Origin of the sequence: Aporhodopirellula sallentina SM41, from assembly GCF_000346505.1 — a bacterium.
GTDB classification, from domain to species: domain Bacteria; phylum Planctomycetota; class Planctomycetia; order Pirellulales; family Pirellulaceae; genus Rhodopirellula; species Rhodopirellula sallentina.
In genome coordinates, this window is record NZ_ANOH01000188.1 from 26,787 (window position 1) to 45,019 (window position 18,233).

The 18,233-nt window shown below is 57.1% G+C and carries 10 protein-coding genes; 8 read left to right on the plus strand and 2 right to left on the minus strand.

Annotated features, from left to right (window positions below; genetic code table 11):
* Nucleotides 1–14: 14 nt before the first annotated feature.
* From RSSM_RS12165 to RSSM_RS12175, 3 genes are all read left to right on the plus strand, one after another.
* The gene (locus RSSM_RS12165) at nucleotides 15–2,036 is read left to right on the plus strand and encodes a sensor histidine kinase (protein ID WP_236621103.1); all 2,022 of its coding nucleotides are present in this window, start codon (nucleotides 15–17) and stop codon (nucleotides 2,034–2,036) included.
* Nucleotides 2,037–2,062: 26 nt separating this feature from the next.
* A complete protein-coding gene (locus RSSM_RS12170; protein WP_236621104.1) occupies nucleotides 2,063–2,497 on the plus strand; it encodes a response regulator in 435 nt (144 codons plus the stop codon).
* A gap of 143 nt (nucleotides 2,498–2,640) precedes the next feature.
* Nucleotides 2,641–3,363: a YebC/PmpR family DNA-binding transcriptional regulator gene (locus tag RSSM_RS12175; RefSeq protein ID WP_008678734.1), complete on the plus strand. Its 723-nt coding sequence runs from the start codon at nucleotides 2,641–2,643 to the stop codon at nucleotides 3,361–3,363.
* Between the two features lie 102 nt (nucleotides 3,364–3,465).
* Here the strand turns inward: RSSM_RS12175 and RSSM_RS12180 are convergent, their stop codons facing one another.
* Entirely contained in the window at nucleotides 3,466–4,041 is a 576-nt protein-coding gene (locus RSSM_RS12180; RefSeq protein WP_008678737.1) for a hypothetical protein, read from the minus strand.
* A 342-nt stretch (nucleotides 4,042–4,383) separates the two neighbouring features.
* On the opposite strand from RSSM_RS12180, the gene RSSM_RS12185 reads away from it, so the two are divergent.
* Genes RSSM_RS12185 through RSSM_RS12195 form a run of 3 tightly spaced genes read left to right on the plus strand, consistent with a single transcriptional unit; the run spans nucleotide 4,384 to nucleotide 9,001 of the window.
* A complete protein-coding gene (locus RSSM_RS12185) occupies nucleotides 4,384–5,043 on the plus strand; it encodes a sigma-70 family RNA polymerase sigma factor (RefSeq protein WP_008678739.1) in 660 nt (219 codons plus the stop codon).
* Nucleotides 5,044–5,087: 44 nt separating this feature from the next.
* The gene (locus tag RSSM_RS12190) at nucleotides 5,088–7,601 is read left to right on the plus strand and encodes a serine/threonine-protein kinase (RefSeq protein ID WP_008678740.1); all 2,514 of its coding nucleotides are present in this window, start codon (nucleotides 5,088–5,090) and stop codon (nucleotides 7,599–7,601) included.
* Entirely contained in the window at nucleotides 7,598–9,001 is a 1,404-nt protein-coding gene (locus RSSM_RS12195; protein WP_008678742.1) for a hypothetical protein, read from the plus strand. Before RSSM_RS12190 ends, RSSM_RS12195 begins: the two co-directional genes overlap by 4 nt.
* A gap of 322 nt (nucleotides 9,002–9,323) precedes the next feature.
* On the opposite strand, the gene RSSM_RS12200 is transcribed toward RSSM_RS12195, so the two are convergent.
* Entirely contained in the window at nucleotides 9,324–11,282 is a 1,959-nt protein-coding gene (locus tag RSSM_RS12200) for an ATP-binding protein (RefSeq protein WP_008678744.1), read from the minus strand.
* Nucleotides 11,283–11,985: 703 nt separating this feature from the next.
* Here RSSM_RS12200 and RSSM_RS12210 point away from each other — a divergent pair.
* Nucleotides 11,986–17,244, plus strand: coding sequence for a PAS domain S-box protein (locus tag RSSM_RS12210; RefSeq protein ID WP_008678750.1), 5,259 nt, complete (start codon nucleotides 11,986–11,988; stop codon nucleotides 17,242–17,244).
* Between the two features lie 424 nt (nucleotides 17,245–17,668).
* Nucleotides 17,669–18,233 (plus strand): helix-hairpin-helix domain-containing protein (locus RSSM_RS12215; RefSeq protein WP_008678752.1); only part of this gene is annotated, 565 nt, incomplete at its 3' end.

Here is an 18,233-nt window from a genome sequence, read left to right on the forward strand (position 1 = left end):
CGATTTTGCATTGGGTGCCACGACACCTTTGCGGGATACTCGCTGACGCCCTCGAATCAGATCGAGTGTTGGGGCGTACGAACGTGCATGACGCGATGGAACGGAACACCGACAACACGGTCGACTTCCATGAGATCAACATCATGATCCAAACGAGCAAGGGAAGTTCCCTCAAACGGCGATTGCACATTGGCACCGGTTTGCTGGTCGCGATCTGTCTATTGAGCAATGTGATCGGGTGGATCGGACAGGAAGTGTTGCTGTCGAACTTTCGTTCGATGGAGTCCGCCGATCAAATCGCGACATCGGTGCTCCAGATTAACCAGGGTGCGTTGCAACTGAAGGCTCGGTCGGAGAACTACGCTCAAACCGGAGCCGAGTCACAATTCACCGCCGCCGAGGAATTGCAGTCGAACCTTATCCATGAAATCGATGTGGTTCGAGGCACCGTCGACACCGACGATCCGCTGCACGGAATGCTGGACCAGATGCACGATCTGATTGCCGCATTCGGTGATCAATTGGAGTTGGCCTCTGCCGAACGAAACGTGCGAACGGATTTGTTGCAGAACAAACTCCTCGCGCAGGAAGCGGAGGTCGACGCGTCACTCGCCGCGTTTGAAGACGCACTCGGTGACAACGACGAAGCATCTCGCGCGTTGTTGATGGCGGTCAGCGGCTACGCGACAGCTCGGCAAAGGATGCTCCGATATTTCATCCAACCGAGCTCGGAACTGTACGAGCAGATGCTCGACAACCTCACCCAAGCTCGAGGTGAAATCCGCCGCATTGAGCTGGCGGAGAACAACGACAGTCAGCGGACCGCCAAACAGCGTGTTCAATCCGCGCTGAAAGACTTCCAGTCGCTCGGAGTGCGTGCGATTCAGGCGACGCGGGGATACATGTTTTATGTCAACGTCGTGATGGCCGGACAAATCTCCGAGTTCGTGCATTACTCCAATGAAATCAAATCACTCGTCGACCGTCGCAGAGAATCCAACCGAGTCGACCGGCAATGGGCAGTCACGCAGGGCCGAATGCTCGCGATCGCATCCGCTGTGCTCGCGGTCCTGATCGCGGCGGTGTTGGCGTTTCGTTTGACGAAGGTGATTTTCGGACCGATTTCGAGCCTGACGAAAACCTTCTTGCGTTTGGCTGAGGGTGAAACGATCGACTCGATTCCCGCGGTCGATCGCAATGACGAAATTGGCCGGATGGCCCGCGCGGCGGAGGTCTTCAGCCGAAAGAACCAACAGACCGAGGAATTGCTCGAACGTTCGCAAACTCTTTCCGATGAGTTGTCGCAAAAGGCAACGATGCTCGAGGAATCCAACCAGGAGCTCGATAACTTCGCCTACGTCGCCTCCCACGACCTGAAGTCACCTCTACGGGGACTTCGATGCCTCGCCGAATGGGTGCAGGAAGACTGCGAAGGACTTCTTAGCGACGAGTCGCAAAAGCACCTCGAGCAGATGCAGGGCCGGGTCAACAAGATGGAGTCGCTGCTCGACGACTTGCTGAGCTACTCACGTGTCGGTCGCACCGAGCAACATGTTGAAAAAGTCAACGTTGAAGAATTAGTCCGCTCCGTGATCGATCTGATGGATCTCTCCAGCGGCATCAAGGTCGACATGCAATGCGATGTTGCCGAGATAGAGACGTACAAAACGCCACTGCAACAGGTGCTTCTCAACCTGATCGCCAACGCGATCAAGTACAACGACAAAGGCGCCGACGGCCGCGTCCTGGTTACATGCAGCCCGAATGGTGGTATGGTGGAGTTTTCTATCATCGACAACGGAATCGGAGTCGCACCGCGTTTCCACGAGCGTATCTTCCAAATGTATCAACGCGCCTCCTCCCTCGCCGTCGAGGGCAGCGGCATGGGACTCGCCATTGTTAAAAAACAGGTCGAGGTGGTCGGCGGGGAGATTCGGCTCGAATCCACCGAGGGTCAAGGCAGCACATTCCAATTCACATGGCCGAGCCGGGTCACCACAAAAGCACGTAGTGCTAGCGTCCCAACCAGTGCTTGAATTCAGAAATTATGGAAAGCAAGGAAATGACCTTCGTATTAGTTGAAGATGATGAACTGGACATGGAGGTGTTCCGTCGCGCGTTGCGAAAGCACGAGATCGAACAGGAGATGCGTTTCGCGCGTGATGGCAACGAAGCGATTCGCCTCCTGCGAGACGAGTTCGTCGACGGATCACGCAGCGACTACATCGTGTTTCTCGATCTGAACATGACCGGCATGAACGGGCATGAGTTCCTCGAGGAGATCCGCTCCGACCCCGATTTGAAGTCAGCGGTCGTGTTTATCCTGACGACGTCAGAACACGAACGCGATCTCCGCCTCGCGTACGCCAAAAACGTTGCCGGCTACTTCACCAAATCGAACATCGACTACTTGATGCAAGCCATCAAACCCTACGTCTCAGGTGTGGCCCTGCCTCCGGTCGCACCAGAAGACAAGAAACGCACCGACACGAAGTAGCTCGCCACGTTCCCTCGTGGCACGGTCACGCACAAAAACACGATCACGCGTTCCAGTCACACTGCTTAGTCAGGCAACACAGCCATCTAGCGCTGCACAATCACCCCACATAACAACACAGCACAGGCGAAAAGAATCAACCGATGGGTAGAAGCTTCGAAGTCCGCAAGGTATCGATGGCCAAAACGGCCGGCCAGAAAACGAAAGTCTATTCGAAGTACGGCAAACAGATCTATGTGATGGCGAAGAACAGCGGTGCCGATCCCGTCAACAACTCGTCGCTGCGTGCTCTGATCGATAAAGCCAAACGGGATCAAGTCCCGGCGCACGTGATCGAACGAGCGTTAGAGAAAGCCAAAGGTGTCGGCGGCGAAGACTACGTCGCGGCGAGGTACGAAGGATACGGACCGGGCGGATGCGCAGTCATCATCGACTGCCTCACCGACAACAACATGCGAACGATCACGGACGTGAAGAACTGCTTCACCAAGACCGGTTCCAAATTCGGAGCCCCCGGATCGGTTGCTCACTCGTTCGATCACTTGGCCGTGTTCGCGTTCGAAGGTTCGTCAGTGGACGATGTGCTCGAGGCGCTTTTGATGGCGGACGTCGACGTGACGGATGTCGAAGAACAGAACGGTCAAATCCTCGTCTTCTCGCCAACGACCGAGTACGCCAAAACGAAGCAGGCAATTCTCGATGCGTTTCCGGGCACCACGTTGGCCGTCGATGAAATTTCATTCATCCCACAAACGAGCGCCGACGTTCCGGAAGATGATGTTCCCATGTTCGAGAAATTCATCAGCATGCTGAATGACTGCGACGACGTGCAGGAAATCTATCACAACGCGAAACTGCCTGCCTAAGGCTGCGTCTGGTCGCGATCCCAAAGCCATCGGGTGCTGGCACGGCATACGGGGCAAGCAGTGCCGCCACCAACACCCTCCGGCGTTTCCAGTAGAAGGTAGCTAAGCGGTGGCGTCGAGATTGCCGCCGCCACGCTTGATGTAAATCCCCGGAAAGATGTCGGCTTGAGAGTTCTGCCCGACCGAACCACTCTCGCTGCTCTGTTCTTCGAGCAGCTCCATCAACGCTTCGATGTCGGTCAGCTCTGACGTCGATGAGGTTTCCGAAGTTTCATCGGAAGGAGGTGGGCCGCCACCGGGAGGAGGGCCGCCCGCACCGCGAGGACCACGCCCCGACCCGCCCTCGACGCCCTGCCCCTGTCCGCCGCCGGAACCGGGGGTCCCGAGTTGGCTGACGAAGCTTTCGCCGTCGAGGCCGCGACTGGACAAGATCTCGCTGAGCGCCGATTTGACGTCGCTCGGGCTGACTTGGCTTCCCGAACTCGCTAACTCGGCGACGGCGTCACTGAGTTCTGATTTGATCGCGGTTTGGTCGTCACTCGATACGCCTTGTTCATCGAGAAACGATGTCAGCGATTGCTCGAGACGCTCCGCCGGGCTTTGCCGCGCCTGGGATCGTCCCGCCGACGAGGTGGCATAGCTTTGCGACGATGCCGCTGTGGATGAAATGGATGTCATTGGAAATTCCTTTTCCTGAAAGGTTTGAGTAGAAACGCTTACGAAATTCAATGCGTCGCCACGACGTTCGAAGGGCCAAAGAATTACAAACTTGGCGTGGCAGATCGCACGTCATGAGACGCGTCGAACGGTGTATCGAGCGATTTGGCGACACAAAACCCTGCCATACAGGGCGATCCTCGGAGGCTGTGTCACAGAAATTGTCAAAAATTTGTCCCCATTTCCTCGGATTTCACGCATTACGGTGTGACACTGCGACAGAAAATCGCTCTTTCGATATAGCGACCCTGCTCGCCGATCGTCCTGGACGGTTGCTCTTTTCTCTTTCTCGAAGGTTCCCGCATGTCTTCCGCCCCCGCCGAAGCCGCGTCCGCCAATGTCTCCATCTCGGAACTGATTCTGCAGATCCGAAGTGGGCAACGACAATCACTCGGGGAACTACTGCAGCTCTACCGCAACTATCTCAACGTGCTCGCGACGACGCAGCTCGACGCACGCCTTCGTCGTCGGATGAGCACGTCGGACCTCGTGCAAGAGACGATGCTCGCCGCCCATCGTGACTTTGACCAATTTCGAGGTCGCAGCGAAGGCGAACTGCTCGCGTGGCTGCGTCAAATCCTCAGCCATCATCTCAGTCATGCGATTGAGCGAAACGTCTACGCGCAAAAGCGAGACATTCGCCGGGAAGTGTCATTCGACCGGGTCGCCAAACGAATCGACGACAGCATCGCGGGATTGTCCAACTTGCTTCCCGATCCCATGGCGACGCCGAGCGAGATCGCCTGCCGACGGGAATTGGCGACGGAACTCTCTGACCAACTCGCCAAATTGAAAACCCGGTATCACGATGTGATCGTCTACCGGAATTTGCAAGGATACTCGTTCGACGAGATCGCGCAAAAGATGGATATCAAACCCGGTGCCGCGCGCATGCTGTGGTTGCGAGCGATTGCTAAGTTCAAAGAAGTTTGCGATATCAACATCGCGGGTGACTTGTCGTGATCTCGCCACTCCCTCGCTTCGATACAGTGCCTCGCTCCGATACAGTGTCACCATCCGAACACGAGTCTTCGTTCGAAACCGACAGCAGCGATTGGTCGGACGATGAGCCGTTGGTGATGCGGCGTTTATCGCATCAGCAAAAAGACCGTCTTGCTGAGATGCTCGAGCAGTACATGGCCGAGATGGAACGCGGTGTCGCTCCGTCGGTCGAATCACTCACGCGAGCCAATCCGGAACTGCGTGAGGCGCTGCGTGAGTGCGTTGATGGACTGCAGAACCTGCATCAACTCGCCTTCGATCAACCGGTCGCAACGACGAACGAACGGTTTGTCGATGACGCCAACCTGCTCGGCGACTTTGAACTGCACGAGGAAATCGGACGAGGTGGGATGGGGGTCGTCTACCGCGCGACTCAGCGTTCGCTGCGACGCGACGTTGCCATCAAACTGCTGCCTCTCGGATCGATGCTCGATGAGCAAAAGCTAACGCGATTTCGTCACGAAGCCGAAGCCGCCGCGTGCCTGCAGCATCCTCACATCGTGCCCATCTTCGCGGTCGGATGCGAAAAAGGGACACACTACTATGCGATGCAATTCATTGCCGGCGACTCTCTCGATCAGGTCATTCACCGCGTCAACCGTGGACGTGCGTCGAGTTCCTGGCGAACCGTCGTCAAACAAGCGATCGCCGTCGCCGACGGTTTGCATGCGGCACACGAACTCGGCATCGTTCACCGTGACATCAAACCATCGAACCTGATCGTTGACCAGGATGGCAAGGTTTGGATCAGCGACTTCGGGCTCGCTCGTGTGCAGAATAATGTTTCGTTGACTCAGTCGGGTGACGTTATCGGCACGATGCGTTACATGAGTCCCGAGCAAACGCGTGGAGAATCCGCACTCGTTGACGGCCGCGCCGACGTCTATTCGCTCGGCGCGACGCTCTACGAAGTCCTCTGCGGCCATCCCGCTCACGACGGCGAAGACGCTCCCGCGATCCTGCGGCAGATCGACGAGGATGCGGTAGTTCCGCTGCGAAACCGGTTCCGCGAAATCCCGCGAGACCTCGACACCGTGATCGCAAAGGCGATGTCGAAACGTCGCGACGACCGATACGAAACTGCTCGTGACTTTGCCGACGATCTGCAACGTGTTTTGGATGGCGAACCAACCGTCGCTCGGCCACCGTCGCTGCTCGATCACTGTGTCCGCTACGCCGTGCGTTATCGCGGCTGGGTGGCTATCGCGAGCGTGATTGGCATGTTGACCATCGCCGGTTTCGCCATCGGTACGTTCCTGCTCGCTGCTGAGAAGAGTGTCTCGGACGTGAACGCGCTGCGTGCCATGGCGAACGAAAGGACCGCTCGCGAAGCCGTTTTCGGACTCGGGTCCCAGGTTGCGGAATTGCTCGCTGACATCCCTGCGGCAAGTTCCGAACGGCAGCAACTGCTGATGCAGGCGCTTCTCTACTACGAACGACTCGCCGCACAAACCGACACGGGCGACGATCAAAATTTCGAAAGACGGATCGACTTGGCAACCACGTACGGAAAGATCGGTGAACTCCAAGGCGACCTCGGCGAGAACGATCGAGCGATCGAATCACTACGGCGTTCCGAACGACTCTTCTCTACCATCGCGGCATCCCGTCCGGGTGACGCCGACGTCGTGTTGCAGTGGACGATCAGTCAAAACAATTTGGCCCAGCAATACGCAGTCAGTGGTGATTTAAAAGAAGCAGCGGACTGGTTCGGCAAGGCGATCATCAACCAAACCCGAATCCAGGCCGATGGCAACGTTCGTGTGACCAAAGAACTCGCGACAACGCTGAACAACCTCGGACAACTGCTCAGCGACACCGAGAACGTCGAACAAGCCGAGTCGGTTTACCGGCGTGCGATCGATTTGCTCGATGGGCACGCCGAACTCGCTGAACTACGAGGAACCATTCAATCCAACCTCGCCGGTGTGATCAGCAAACGAGATCCGGCACAGGCCTGTATCCTCGCCCGACGTTCTCTCGACGCGCAAATCGCTCGACTCGAGAAAAACCCAGGCGACGCTGAGGCAGCCACGCGTGTTATCCTCACGCTCAACACGCTCGCGACGTCGCAAGCCAAACAATCCAAGCACCGCGAAGCGATCGAGACGCTGCGGCAGGCGATCGACGTTTCGCAGCAGTTGCGGGCACGATGGCCGGAACAACCGATCTACCGACGCGACCTAGGGATTAGCTTGAACCATCTCGGCCTCTCGCTCGCCGCGATTGGGAAACTGCAGTACGCACTCGAAGCGTTCGACAGGGCCAATGAACACGCGGTCGTGCTGCAGCAATCGTTTCCCAACGATGCAGAAATTCGCAGTATGAGCGGCGGCATACTGAACAATCTCGGCTTCCTGAGCGAACAACTCGGAGAACGACAGAATGCTCGCGACTATTTCGCTCGGGCGATCGAACAACAAAAGAAAGCGGTCTCGTTGGCTCCTCAGGTTCCCCGATACCAAGCATTCTTACAAAAACACCAAACCAACCTGCACGACCTAGGAGGCGAATCATGAGCACGCAAGACGACTCGCGGATACTGCGACTCGAGCGATTGGAATCGCGTACCCTGTTCGCAGGCGACCTGGTCAGCTTTGATTCCGGTTTGGACTCCGTTGATCGCACGCAATCGTCGGACGATGCAACTGCGATCGAATCCAGTTCATCTCGTCAGACCGCAGACAACAACGATGCCGCGTCGCGATCCGCTGAGGGGCGTCGCGTATCGAACAATCAAGCCGCACGGTCCAACGACCGCGGTACCGATCGGTCGACCAACGATCAAATCCGCAGTTTCGATGGGCAACAATCACGTCCATCACAGGAACGTGAGGCCGGCGAACGAAGCCCACGCGGCGTCCAAGGACGTAGTAGTCACGACCCGGTGCAGCGTTCCGGCGATCGCCGTTCGGGAACCAATGATCGCGGGACAGCGGAATCCATCTCCGACAATTTAACGGTCGGCGATAGCACGACGTCGAGCACGTCGGCATCCGGTTCTACGGGCAACTCACTGCAAAGCAACCCGTCGGATTCGGTTTCTGAGACTCCTTCGACGAGCGACAACCGACTCACATTCACCGTCGCGACGGGAGGCAACAGCGGTGGCGGCACGGTGTTCAACAGCCCCGCAGCGTCTGAGCCGATCGCTCAACAGACGCCGCTCGTTAACGAACGCGTACTCGCGGCGACCGATGCGGCGATCAGTTCATTGACAAACGCCGAATCGTCTGCGGGGACAAACATCGTTTCTTCGCAGGACTCGGTAACGACCGTCGACGAAGAAGCAATCGTTACCGATCAAACGGTTGAGAACAACGATCAGAACACGTCCGAGTATTCCTTTTACGAAAACAACGAAGAGGATTCGCAGGGCGAAAGTGGATGGCAACCGTGGGTACCGCTTTGGAGCTTCGGTCAATCCGACACAAGCGATCCCGTCGATCAATCGCCCTGGCAACTGCGACGTGCCACGCTGCCGCTGCTGCGCAGCATTGTCGAAGCGTCTCCGAGCGAGCGAGTCGAAATTGCGGACGATTTGATGAGAAACTGGTTCAGCGGTCCGGGTGGATTGATCTCGCTCGACCGAGTCCTTCTGCCGACACCATCGGTTTCCGTTGAAAACCTTTCGATCGACGTGCAGTTGGAATCCGCAGTGATGCTACACCGGTCGCTCGCAATGGTCGCCACGGGTTCGGTACCACCTTTATCGGGGCCAGTCCTCGATGCGATCATGGCATCGATCGACGCGGCCGCTGAATTGCCACAGCAACCAATCGCGGACGCCATCCCAACGCGCATTCGAATTTCGGGTTACTCGGCGATCGCGGCCGCCGTGTCGATCGCAACCGCGGTCGCAGCGAGACAACGTTTCAAACACCGTACTCAAAGCGAAGCAACAGCAACTCGGTCGTAAACGGTCGCCCACGATCTGTGGCGGATCTTGTTAAAGATCCTCATGCTGCGGGATCTTTGACAAACGATCGATTGCCCATAGGTGGGTGTTTATCCCGGAGGGATTTCACGCCATTCGCCCCAGGTCGCGTCAACGCACCCGGGGAGATCGAACATACGCAGTTCTGACGGCCCCGAAGGTGATCGCTTCGCTCGACCGCCTGCCAGTTGCGAAAATGCCCTCGGCGTAAAGAGACTTGTGGGTAACCAGGATTTTTCACAAGATCCACTACCGCCTACCCGGACACAGAGCTGATATCGGCTACGTTGTTTTTCAAATCGATCTAGGCATTGACCAATCGATCAATCATCCCGATCAACTTTTGACTGTTGAGTGGTTTGGTCGTGTAGTCCGTGCACCCCGCAGCGAGACATGCGTCACGGTCGCTTTTCATCGCGTTGGCCGTCAGGGCGATGATTGGCAGGTCGCAGCCGCGTCGGCGTAGTTCGCTCGTCGCGTCGTAGCCATCCATGATGGGCATTTGCATATCCATCACGATCAAATCGACATCGGGTTTCGATTCGTTCGAGATAAAGTCGACCGCTTCCCTGCCGTTGGTGGCTGTTAAAACTTCGCCGCCCGCTTTTTCGATGAAGTGCTGAGCCAGGTATCGAATATCACGCCGATCATCAACAACCAACACCTTCGCCGACAGTTCGATTTCGTCGCCCCGTTCCTCCGATGTCATGTCGAGCGACAGATCAGGTTGAATCAGAGGAACCCCATTGGCGACCTCAATCGACAACGTGAACACGCTGCCCACACCCGGTGAACTTTCCACCGTTACCTCACCGCCGAGTGCGTTGGCGAGTCGTTGGCAAATCGCCAGCCCCAATCCGGTACCGCCGAATGATCGTGTTGAGGTATTGTCGGCCTGCACGAACGGGTTGAACAAAGTCTCGTGATCTTCCTCATGGATTCCGATGCCCGTGTCGGCCACCGCGAAATGCAGACGGTTGGTTTTCTGGTCAAAATCCACCGTCAACTTCACGTGACCTTCATCCGTGAACTTGATCGCGTTGCCCACGAGGTTGACTAGGATTTGACGAATTCGAATCGCATCGGTGTTCACACTGGCCGGCACCGGACCGTTGAACGCCACCCGCAGCGGCAGCTTCTTTTCGGCCGCACGGACGTCCATCAGGGAACGGACTTCCGCGACAATCGCCTCCGGACGAACGGGCTGTCGCTCGATTTCGAGTTTGCCGGCATCGATCTTTGAAAGATCCAAAATGTCGTTGATGATACCGAGCAGAAAATTGCCGTTTCTGCGTATCGTCTCAACCACCTGCAGGTTATCAGGATCTTTCAAGTGATCTCGCAGGATGTCCGCGTGGCCAATGATCGCCGCCATCGGAGTTCGGATCTCATGCGACATGTTCGCCAAGAACTCACCTCGGGATCGGTTCGCCGCCTCTGCCGCCCGCTTCGCACGCTGCAACGATTGTTCGAACAGCTTTCGATCGGTGATGTCTTGCATCGTCCCGATCACCCGCGACGGCAAACGATTCGACTGACCTTGCCCGAAAATCACACACCCCGAGTTCACGACCCACCGGATCTCGCCACTCGGTCGAATGACTCGATGTTCGAGTTTGAAAGTTTTGGGTGCGTCAGTACACAGCAAACTCTGAAACAGATCTCGATAGCGGTCACGATCGTGGGGATGGATCAGTTCGAACATGTCGGCACGCGTGAACACGTCGGCGCTGTCGACACCAAAGATCTGATAGATTTCATCCGACCAAACCGTTTCGCTGGTCCGGGCGTCGAGATCGTATGTTCCAAACTCGGCAGCCTTGGCGGCGACGTTCAACCGGTATTCTTTCGATCGAATCTCTTCCTCGGCGATCTGTTGCTCGGTGATGTCCACCGCCGCAACCATCCCGCTGACCGGGACTCGTTTGCCATCCACGGTTTCGAAGAAGATTCGTTTGCGAACGTTCACCCACTTGACGTTCCCGTCACGGTGTACGACCCGGTGCTGCATCGTGAACTCACCGGTTCCGTCCGCACGCAGCGATTCTTTGACACGGTGCTCCACCTCGGCGACGTCCTCTGGGTGAATCCGCTGATGGACCTCTTCGCGAGTCAGTCTGGTATCCGGGATGATGTCAAACAGTTCGCCCGCCTTGGCGTCCGCGACGGCGGTGTTGTCGTCGTAGTCGATCTCGATGATGCCGAATTCGGCGACCGAAACGGCGAGCCGTAAACGTTCTTCGCTCGTGTTATTGGATCTCACGAATATGGCCTAGATCTGATCGGAACTCAAAGCGATTGCGAAGTTGCCCGATCCGACCACACAATCGATCAGAACCGGAGCGAAAACACGACGGGGCAGACGAGTCGCCAAAGGGAAAACAAACACATGGAAGAATATGCGACGACCATCATTCAGCAATGCCACTCAAAACAATCGCTGAGCACGTCCCGCCGCAGACCTGCATCGACACGGACAATTGCCCGAAAGCCACACTGGCATCGAGTTTGCTAAGCCTACGACGCGAGGTACCGGCACGGCGCAGACACACGTGTTTTCCCAATGCTGCGAACATCTTGTTCGATGTCCGGCAGTGTTTCAATGGTGTCTAGATTTTCGCCGGAATCATCCCCTATCGACAGTTCCCGCATGAAAAACATCGTTTTCTCCAACCCAACCGTTGTACAATCGCAGGGACGATCGCTAATCCACCAAACTGCTCGGCGAACGATCAGCCCCCCCCCTTGCGGTGGCAACGTGCCAAGACGCGATCGCGTCTTCCTAGTGTCGTTGCAACGATTCGCGAGATCCACGCGGAACCAGCGAAACGAACAGGTGTCTAGCTTGTTCACCGAATGGCTCGCCTGTTTCCCGATTCATTGTTTACCTGTAAATTTTTCAACTAACTCACCCGCTGATCATAGATACGTCTCGCCGACGCGCAGAGACGCCGAAGTCACCGCCCATGGCAGATTCCAGCACGATCGATGCTTCCATCACCGCCCCGGAAACCGAGGGCGGCAATGATCAGACGCCCGTGAAAATTCCCATCGTTGGCATCGGTGCCTCGGCTGGCGGTTTGAACGCATTGGAAACCCTGTTCGAGCAGTTGCCGGCGACCACAGGCGGCGCGTTCGTCGTGGTCCAGCATCTATCGCCGGCATACCAAAGCCACATGAGCGAGCTGCTCGGCCGGCGCACCAAAATGAACACGTGCCAGGTGGCCGAGCGAACCATCCCCGAACCGAACACGGTTTACCTGCTGCCGCCCGGCAAGCACGTGGTGTTGCAGAACGGGATGTTGCGTTTGCAGGAACGGGAAGATGACGGCGAGTTGAACTTGCCAATCGACAAGTTCTTCCATTCACTCGCCGCCGAAGACAAGCGACGAATCGCAGCCGTCGTGCTATCCGGCACCGGCAGCGACGGCAGCGAAGGAATTGTCAGCGTTGGCAAGGCAGGTGGACTGGTCATCTCGCAGGACGAGGACAGTGCTCAGTTCAACAGCATGCCACTCAACGCGATCAGGACTGGGTCCGTTCACGTCGTCGCACCGGTCCCCGAGCTCGCCGATTCACTGGTGCAGTATCTCGGCGGCGCTGCGGTGGATTCGGTGGTCGCGCAAACCGCCCCATCGATCGAACGCAATGATCTCGCACCGGTTTACAAACAACTCGAGAAAGCATGCGGCATCGACTTCGGCCAGTACAAACACGGCACGTTCACGCGTCGGCTGTCGCGGCGGATGATGTTATCGAAGATCGACCAACTCGATCAGTATGTCGATTACCTCGAACGTGAACCGGCGGAGCTTTCGCGTTTGGCGGACGACCTGATGATCGGTGTGACGCGGTTCTTTCGTGACCCCGACGGCTACCATCGCCTTGCCAACCGCTGCATCCGAACCGCGGCGAGCAGCAAAGCCGAGGGCGACGAATTCCGGGCGTGGATCGCGGGATGCGCAACCGGGCAGGAAGCCTACAGCATCGCGATGTTGATCCATCATGAACGCGAGAAACTGGGAATCGATTTCGCAATCAAAATCTTTGCCACCGATGTGCATCCCGACGCCATCCGATTCGCTCAGCGAGGGATTTTCCCCGACAGTTCTCTCGCGGAAATCCCCATCGAGTTTCGCGACAAGTATTTGGTGCAACTCGACGAGGGTTTTGAGATCGAATCAACAATTCGCAATTCGATCGTCTTCGCCCGGCACGATGTTTTGCAGGATGCGCCGTTCACCAACATGGACCTGATTTCGTGTCGGAACCTGCTGATCTATTTGGTCGACGACGCACAGTCTCGGGTACTGAACATGTTCACCCATGCGATGCGGTCGCGTGGGGTTCTATGGCTCGGACCGAGCGAAACGCCCGGCGACCTGGACGATGACTTCGCGGTGTTGGACAAACAATGGCGGATCTTTCAAAAAGAGCGCGAGACACGTCTGCCGCTCGACCTCCGACTGCGGAAACGTCCGCCGACGAACGCATCGTTGTCGTTGCGGACACGGTCCTCGCGAGCACCGTCGGCGGCGTTGATCAGTTCGTACGACCGCCTGCTCGAACAGTATGCCCCGGCGGGCATTTTGATCGACGATTCGATGCGGCCGTTGCAAATTTTTGGAGACGTTTCGCGGTTCACCAAAACACGTGCCGGGCGACTCAATGGAACGATCGACGATTTGCTGATCGAATCGCTCCGCCTTCCCGTTGCAGTCACGGTGCAACGTCTTCGGTTCCAGCAAGCTGCGATGATGACCGAGAGCGGTGTCGTTGACGGCGAGCGGGTAACGGTATCGGTTCGTTCGATGCATCACCCGACACAGTCGGAGACTCACTACTTCATCTCGTTCACCGAGGAGTCGCGTCAGCTTCCGGCGGCGGTGCAAACAATCCGGCCAGTTGCGAATTTGCCGGCCGAAGGCGATCCCACGCCGGAAGCAAACGGCGAAGGCAAGATCGACTCGGCCGCGTTTCAACGCAGCACGTTGTCAGAAGAACGGATCCGCATGCTGGAAATGGATCTCGATTTCACTCGAGAAAACCTGCAGGCAACGATCGAAGAAGTTGAGACCACCAACGAAGAACTGCAATCGAGCAACGAGGAACTCACCAGCAGCAACGAAGAACTGCAGAGCACGAACGAGGAACTACACAGCCTCAACGAGGAACTGCACACGACCAACGCCGAAAGCAGCCGGCGACTGCAGTTGCTGACCGAAATGACCCGCGATCTCGAGAACGTGATGCGGGAAAGTGACATCGGGATCGTTCTAATCGACGGCGAATTGAATATCCGCCGTGTGACTCCCGCAGCCGCCGACATTCTTCTCATCCGGCGCAACGAAGTCGACGGCGAGAAACTCTCTGACTACGCACGCGCGTTTGAGGGCATCAATCTGGTCGAAATGATTCGCAGGGTTGAGACCGAGAACCGACCGGTCGAGTGTGAGGCAGTCGATCGACGCAATGACCCAATCCTCGTGCGTGCAGCCCCGTACCGAGAGCGTGAGGGATTCATCTTGACGATGACGAATCTCAAGAGCGTTCGGGAAACGGCCGACAAACTTCGAAAACTCACGTCGATCGTCCAAGACAGCACCGACGCGATCATCGGTGTCGACTTGAAATCCACGATCACCAGTTGGAACCGGGGAGCCAGTCGTCTGTTCAACGTCGATCTCGACCTGGACGCTCAGGTATCCCATCAGATGCAACTCAGCGATGTGTTGCCCGAAGACGTGAGCGACGTTTGCGAGGCTTTGCTTCGTGAACTTTTGCGCAAGGGTGTAACCGGCGAAAGGGAACTAAACACGAAAGTCGGTGACCGCCAACTCACCCTGCAAATTCGTGCGACGCCCATCCTGGATGATTACGAACGGGTTTCCGGCGCCGCGATCACGCTCTACGACATCACCAAAATGCGAATGGCGGAAGAGCAACTGCGGCTGCGTACTCGCGCAATCGATGCCGCTAGCAACGGGTTCCTGATCGTTGACGCGCAGCGTGATGACATGCCGATCGTGTACGCCAACCAAGGGTTCGAAACCCTGACGGGTTACCGACTCGAAGACATCACGGGACGGAACTGCCGCTTCCTTCAAGGGCCCATAACCGACCCTGCCGACGTTCAGAAGATTCGCGATGCGATCGCGAATCAGGAGAGTTGTCGCGTGACAATTCTGAATTATCGTCGCAACGGAGAGCCGTTCTACAACGACTTGATCGTCACCCCGGTTTGCGATGTCAACGATCGCGTCACGCACTTCGTTGGCATCCAAAGCGACGTTACGGAAGTCGTCGAAGCAAACATCGCGCTGCGAAACAGCGAGATCGAATATCGCACCACTTTCGAGAACGCCGCGATCGGTATTGCCCACGTGGGTCTCGATGGAGAATGGATCCACGCAAACGAGAAACTCTGTCAAATCCTCGGCCGCCCGCTCGAGGAACTGAAGTCGAAGACGTTTCAAGACATCACGCATCCCGACGATCTTCAAAAAGACATGCATCTGTTCGCACAGATGAAGCGTGGCGACATCCCAGGCTACACGCTCGAGAAACGCTACATCCGGGCTGACGGCGAAACCGTCTGGACCAATCTGACCACGTCGCTGCGCCGTGACGTCGAAGGCAAACTCGAATGCTGCATCTCGTTGGTCGAGGACATCACCGAGCGCAAACTGACCGAACAGAAACTCGCCGCGTCGCGTGCGATCATTACCGAGGTGATCGAACAAAGCCACGACCCGTTCATCAGTTTCGACAAAGAAGGCGTGATTCAGTTCGCCAACCATGCCGCGCGGCAACTCTCGGGCGTCGAGAGAGACCTCGTCGGCATGCAATATTCCGAGCTCTTTTCCAATCACGCCGAAGCACCGTTGGTCGCAGCCCTCGCGCGAGTTCACCTGTCTCAGAAGGGCGAAACCACGGAGTACTATTCACGCGAACTGCAGCGTTGGTACGACGCTCGCGTGTTCCCGGTCGACGACGGTGCCGCGGTTTACATGACCGACGTCACCGGACGCAAGGAAACGGAGGCCTACCTGGAAGCCGCACGCATCGCGGCGGAAGAAGCCAGCCAAGCGAAGAGCAATTTCCTGACCAATATGAGTCATGAGATCCGGTCTCCGATGTCCGCGATTCTCGGATTTGCCGACCTCTCGCTCCGCGACCTCCGCGAAGGAAAACCGGTCGACGCGATGCACTTGGAAACCGTTATCCGAAACGGCCGTTTCTTGTTGCGGATCATCAACGACATTCTTGACCTGTCGAAAGTCGAGGCGGGCAAGCTCGACGTACGACGTTCTCGCTTCAAACTCGTCCCGATGCTGGCCGACATCAACGAGCTGATGCGGCACCGCAGCGAATCGTCTGGCGTTCCGCTCCATTTTGAATTCGTTGCCGAGATCCCACAACGGCTGCGGAGCGATCGATCGCGTGTCGAACAGATCCTCGTCAACTTGATCGGCAACGCGCTGAAATTTACCCCGCAAGGGAGCGTCCGGGTCGTCACCGAAATGGACCAGGACGACCCGACAACGGTCTGCTTCCGCGTCATCGATACCGGAATCGGCATCTCGCCCGCGAACGTCGAACGTCTCTTCCAAACCTTCACTCAGGTGCACGATCGAAAGATCGTCGGCATGGAGGGAACCGGGCTGGGATTGGTGATCAGCCAACGGCTCGCGAACCTTCTCGGCGGAAACATTACGGTGACCAGCGTCGAAGGTCGCGGCAGCGAATTCACGCTCTCCTTACCGGTCGACGAATCCGAAGAGATGGTCCGACCCACCGAAGCGGACTTGCGACCTCGCCGCGCCGGTGGCATGAACCTCGACAGGATCAACGCTCGCATCCTCGTTGCCGATGACGCACGTGACATTCGGCTCGTGACGACACGATTCCTGGCACGCGCCGGCGCGGACGTTTCCGAAGTCGTCAACGGTGCCGAGGCCATCAAAGCGGTACGCGATGCTGAACGAGAAGGGCGTCCGTTTGCTTGTGTCTTGATGGACATGCAAATGCCCGAACTCGACGGACGACAAGCGACGCAGCAGATTCGCAACCACGGAATCACCATCCCGATCATCGCACTCACCGCGGGTGCGACGTCGGAGGAAATCAACGACGCCCTCGCATCGGGTTGCACCGAGTTCGTCGCCAAACCGGTCGATGCGGTCGATTTGGTCAGCCGCGTGGCCAAACTGACCGGCGGTTAGATTTCTTTACAAACGGTGCGTTTGAGACCGCTAGGGCGCGCCCCGGTGGCACACATTCGTGACACATCGCCCTGATGCAGCGTTTGGATGCGGCGGTACAACGTTTGCATAGACCAGATGCATAACGAAGATTTGCCTTTCGCTCACGCGACGGCAACAATGCATATAGGGGCGGCGAACACTCGCTACCCTCGCACAAACCCGCGATGGACACCTTTAACGGCGGACTCGGCGACAACCCCCGTTGTCGACGAACAGCCAAGGTACTCCGGCGGACGTGCCAATATGCCCAATCGGAGACAACCGCATCGGTCTCTCGTTTGGTTTGTGTCAAACCGCACACACCCTCGACTGCATCGTCGGTTGACTTCTGTATCGCCCGAATAAGGCGAACGAGGCCAAACTCTCACTCGAGGGAAACGTCATGGCGGTCATTAACTCCTCCGACCCGTTGCACGCGGGAACCGAGATCGAGTCGCTTCACGAAAATCAGAACGTGGCGAAAGCGCTCGACGAAACGGCCCAACTGCTGCACGACCAAAAGGCGAATGAGTTTCGCGTGCGTGCCTATCACGCCGCCGCAAACACGATTCGCAGTTTGCCCACCTCGCTCAGAGCGATGGTCGAACACGACGGCATCGAAGGATTGATCGCATTGCCAACCATCGGCAAATCAATCGCGAACCTGATTCATCAGTACCTCCAAACCGGACACATGTCTCTGTTGGATCGGCTGCGTGGCGAATCGCACTGCGAGGCCTTGTTCACTACCGTGCCGGGGATCGGCCGTGAATTGGCCCACCGCATTCACGAACACCTGCACATCGAAACATTGTGTGAACTCGACGCCGCGGCCTGGGAAGGCAAACTCGAACAGGTTCCCGGGATCGGCGCCAAACGCGTCCAATCAATCAAAGACGCATTGGCGATCAGGTTCGCCAAAGGCATGTCCGACGCCGCAACTGAGAAAGACACGAAAACGAATGCCG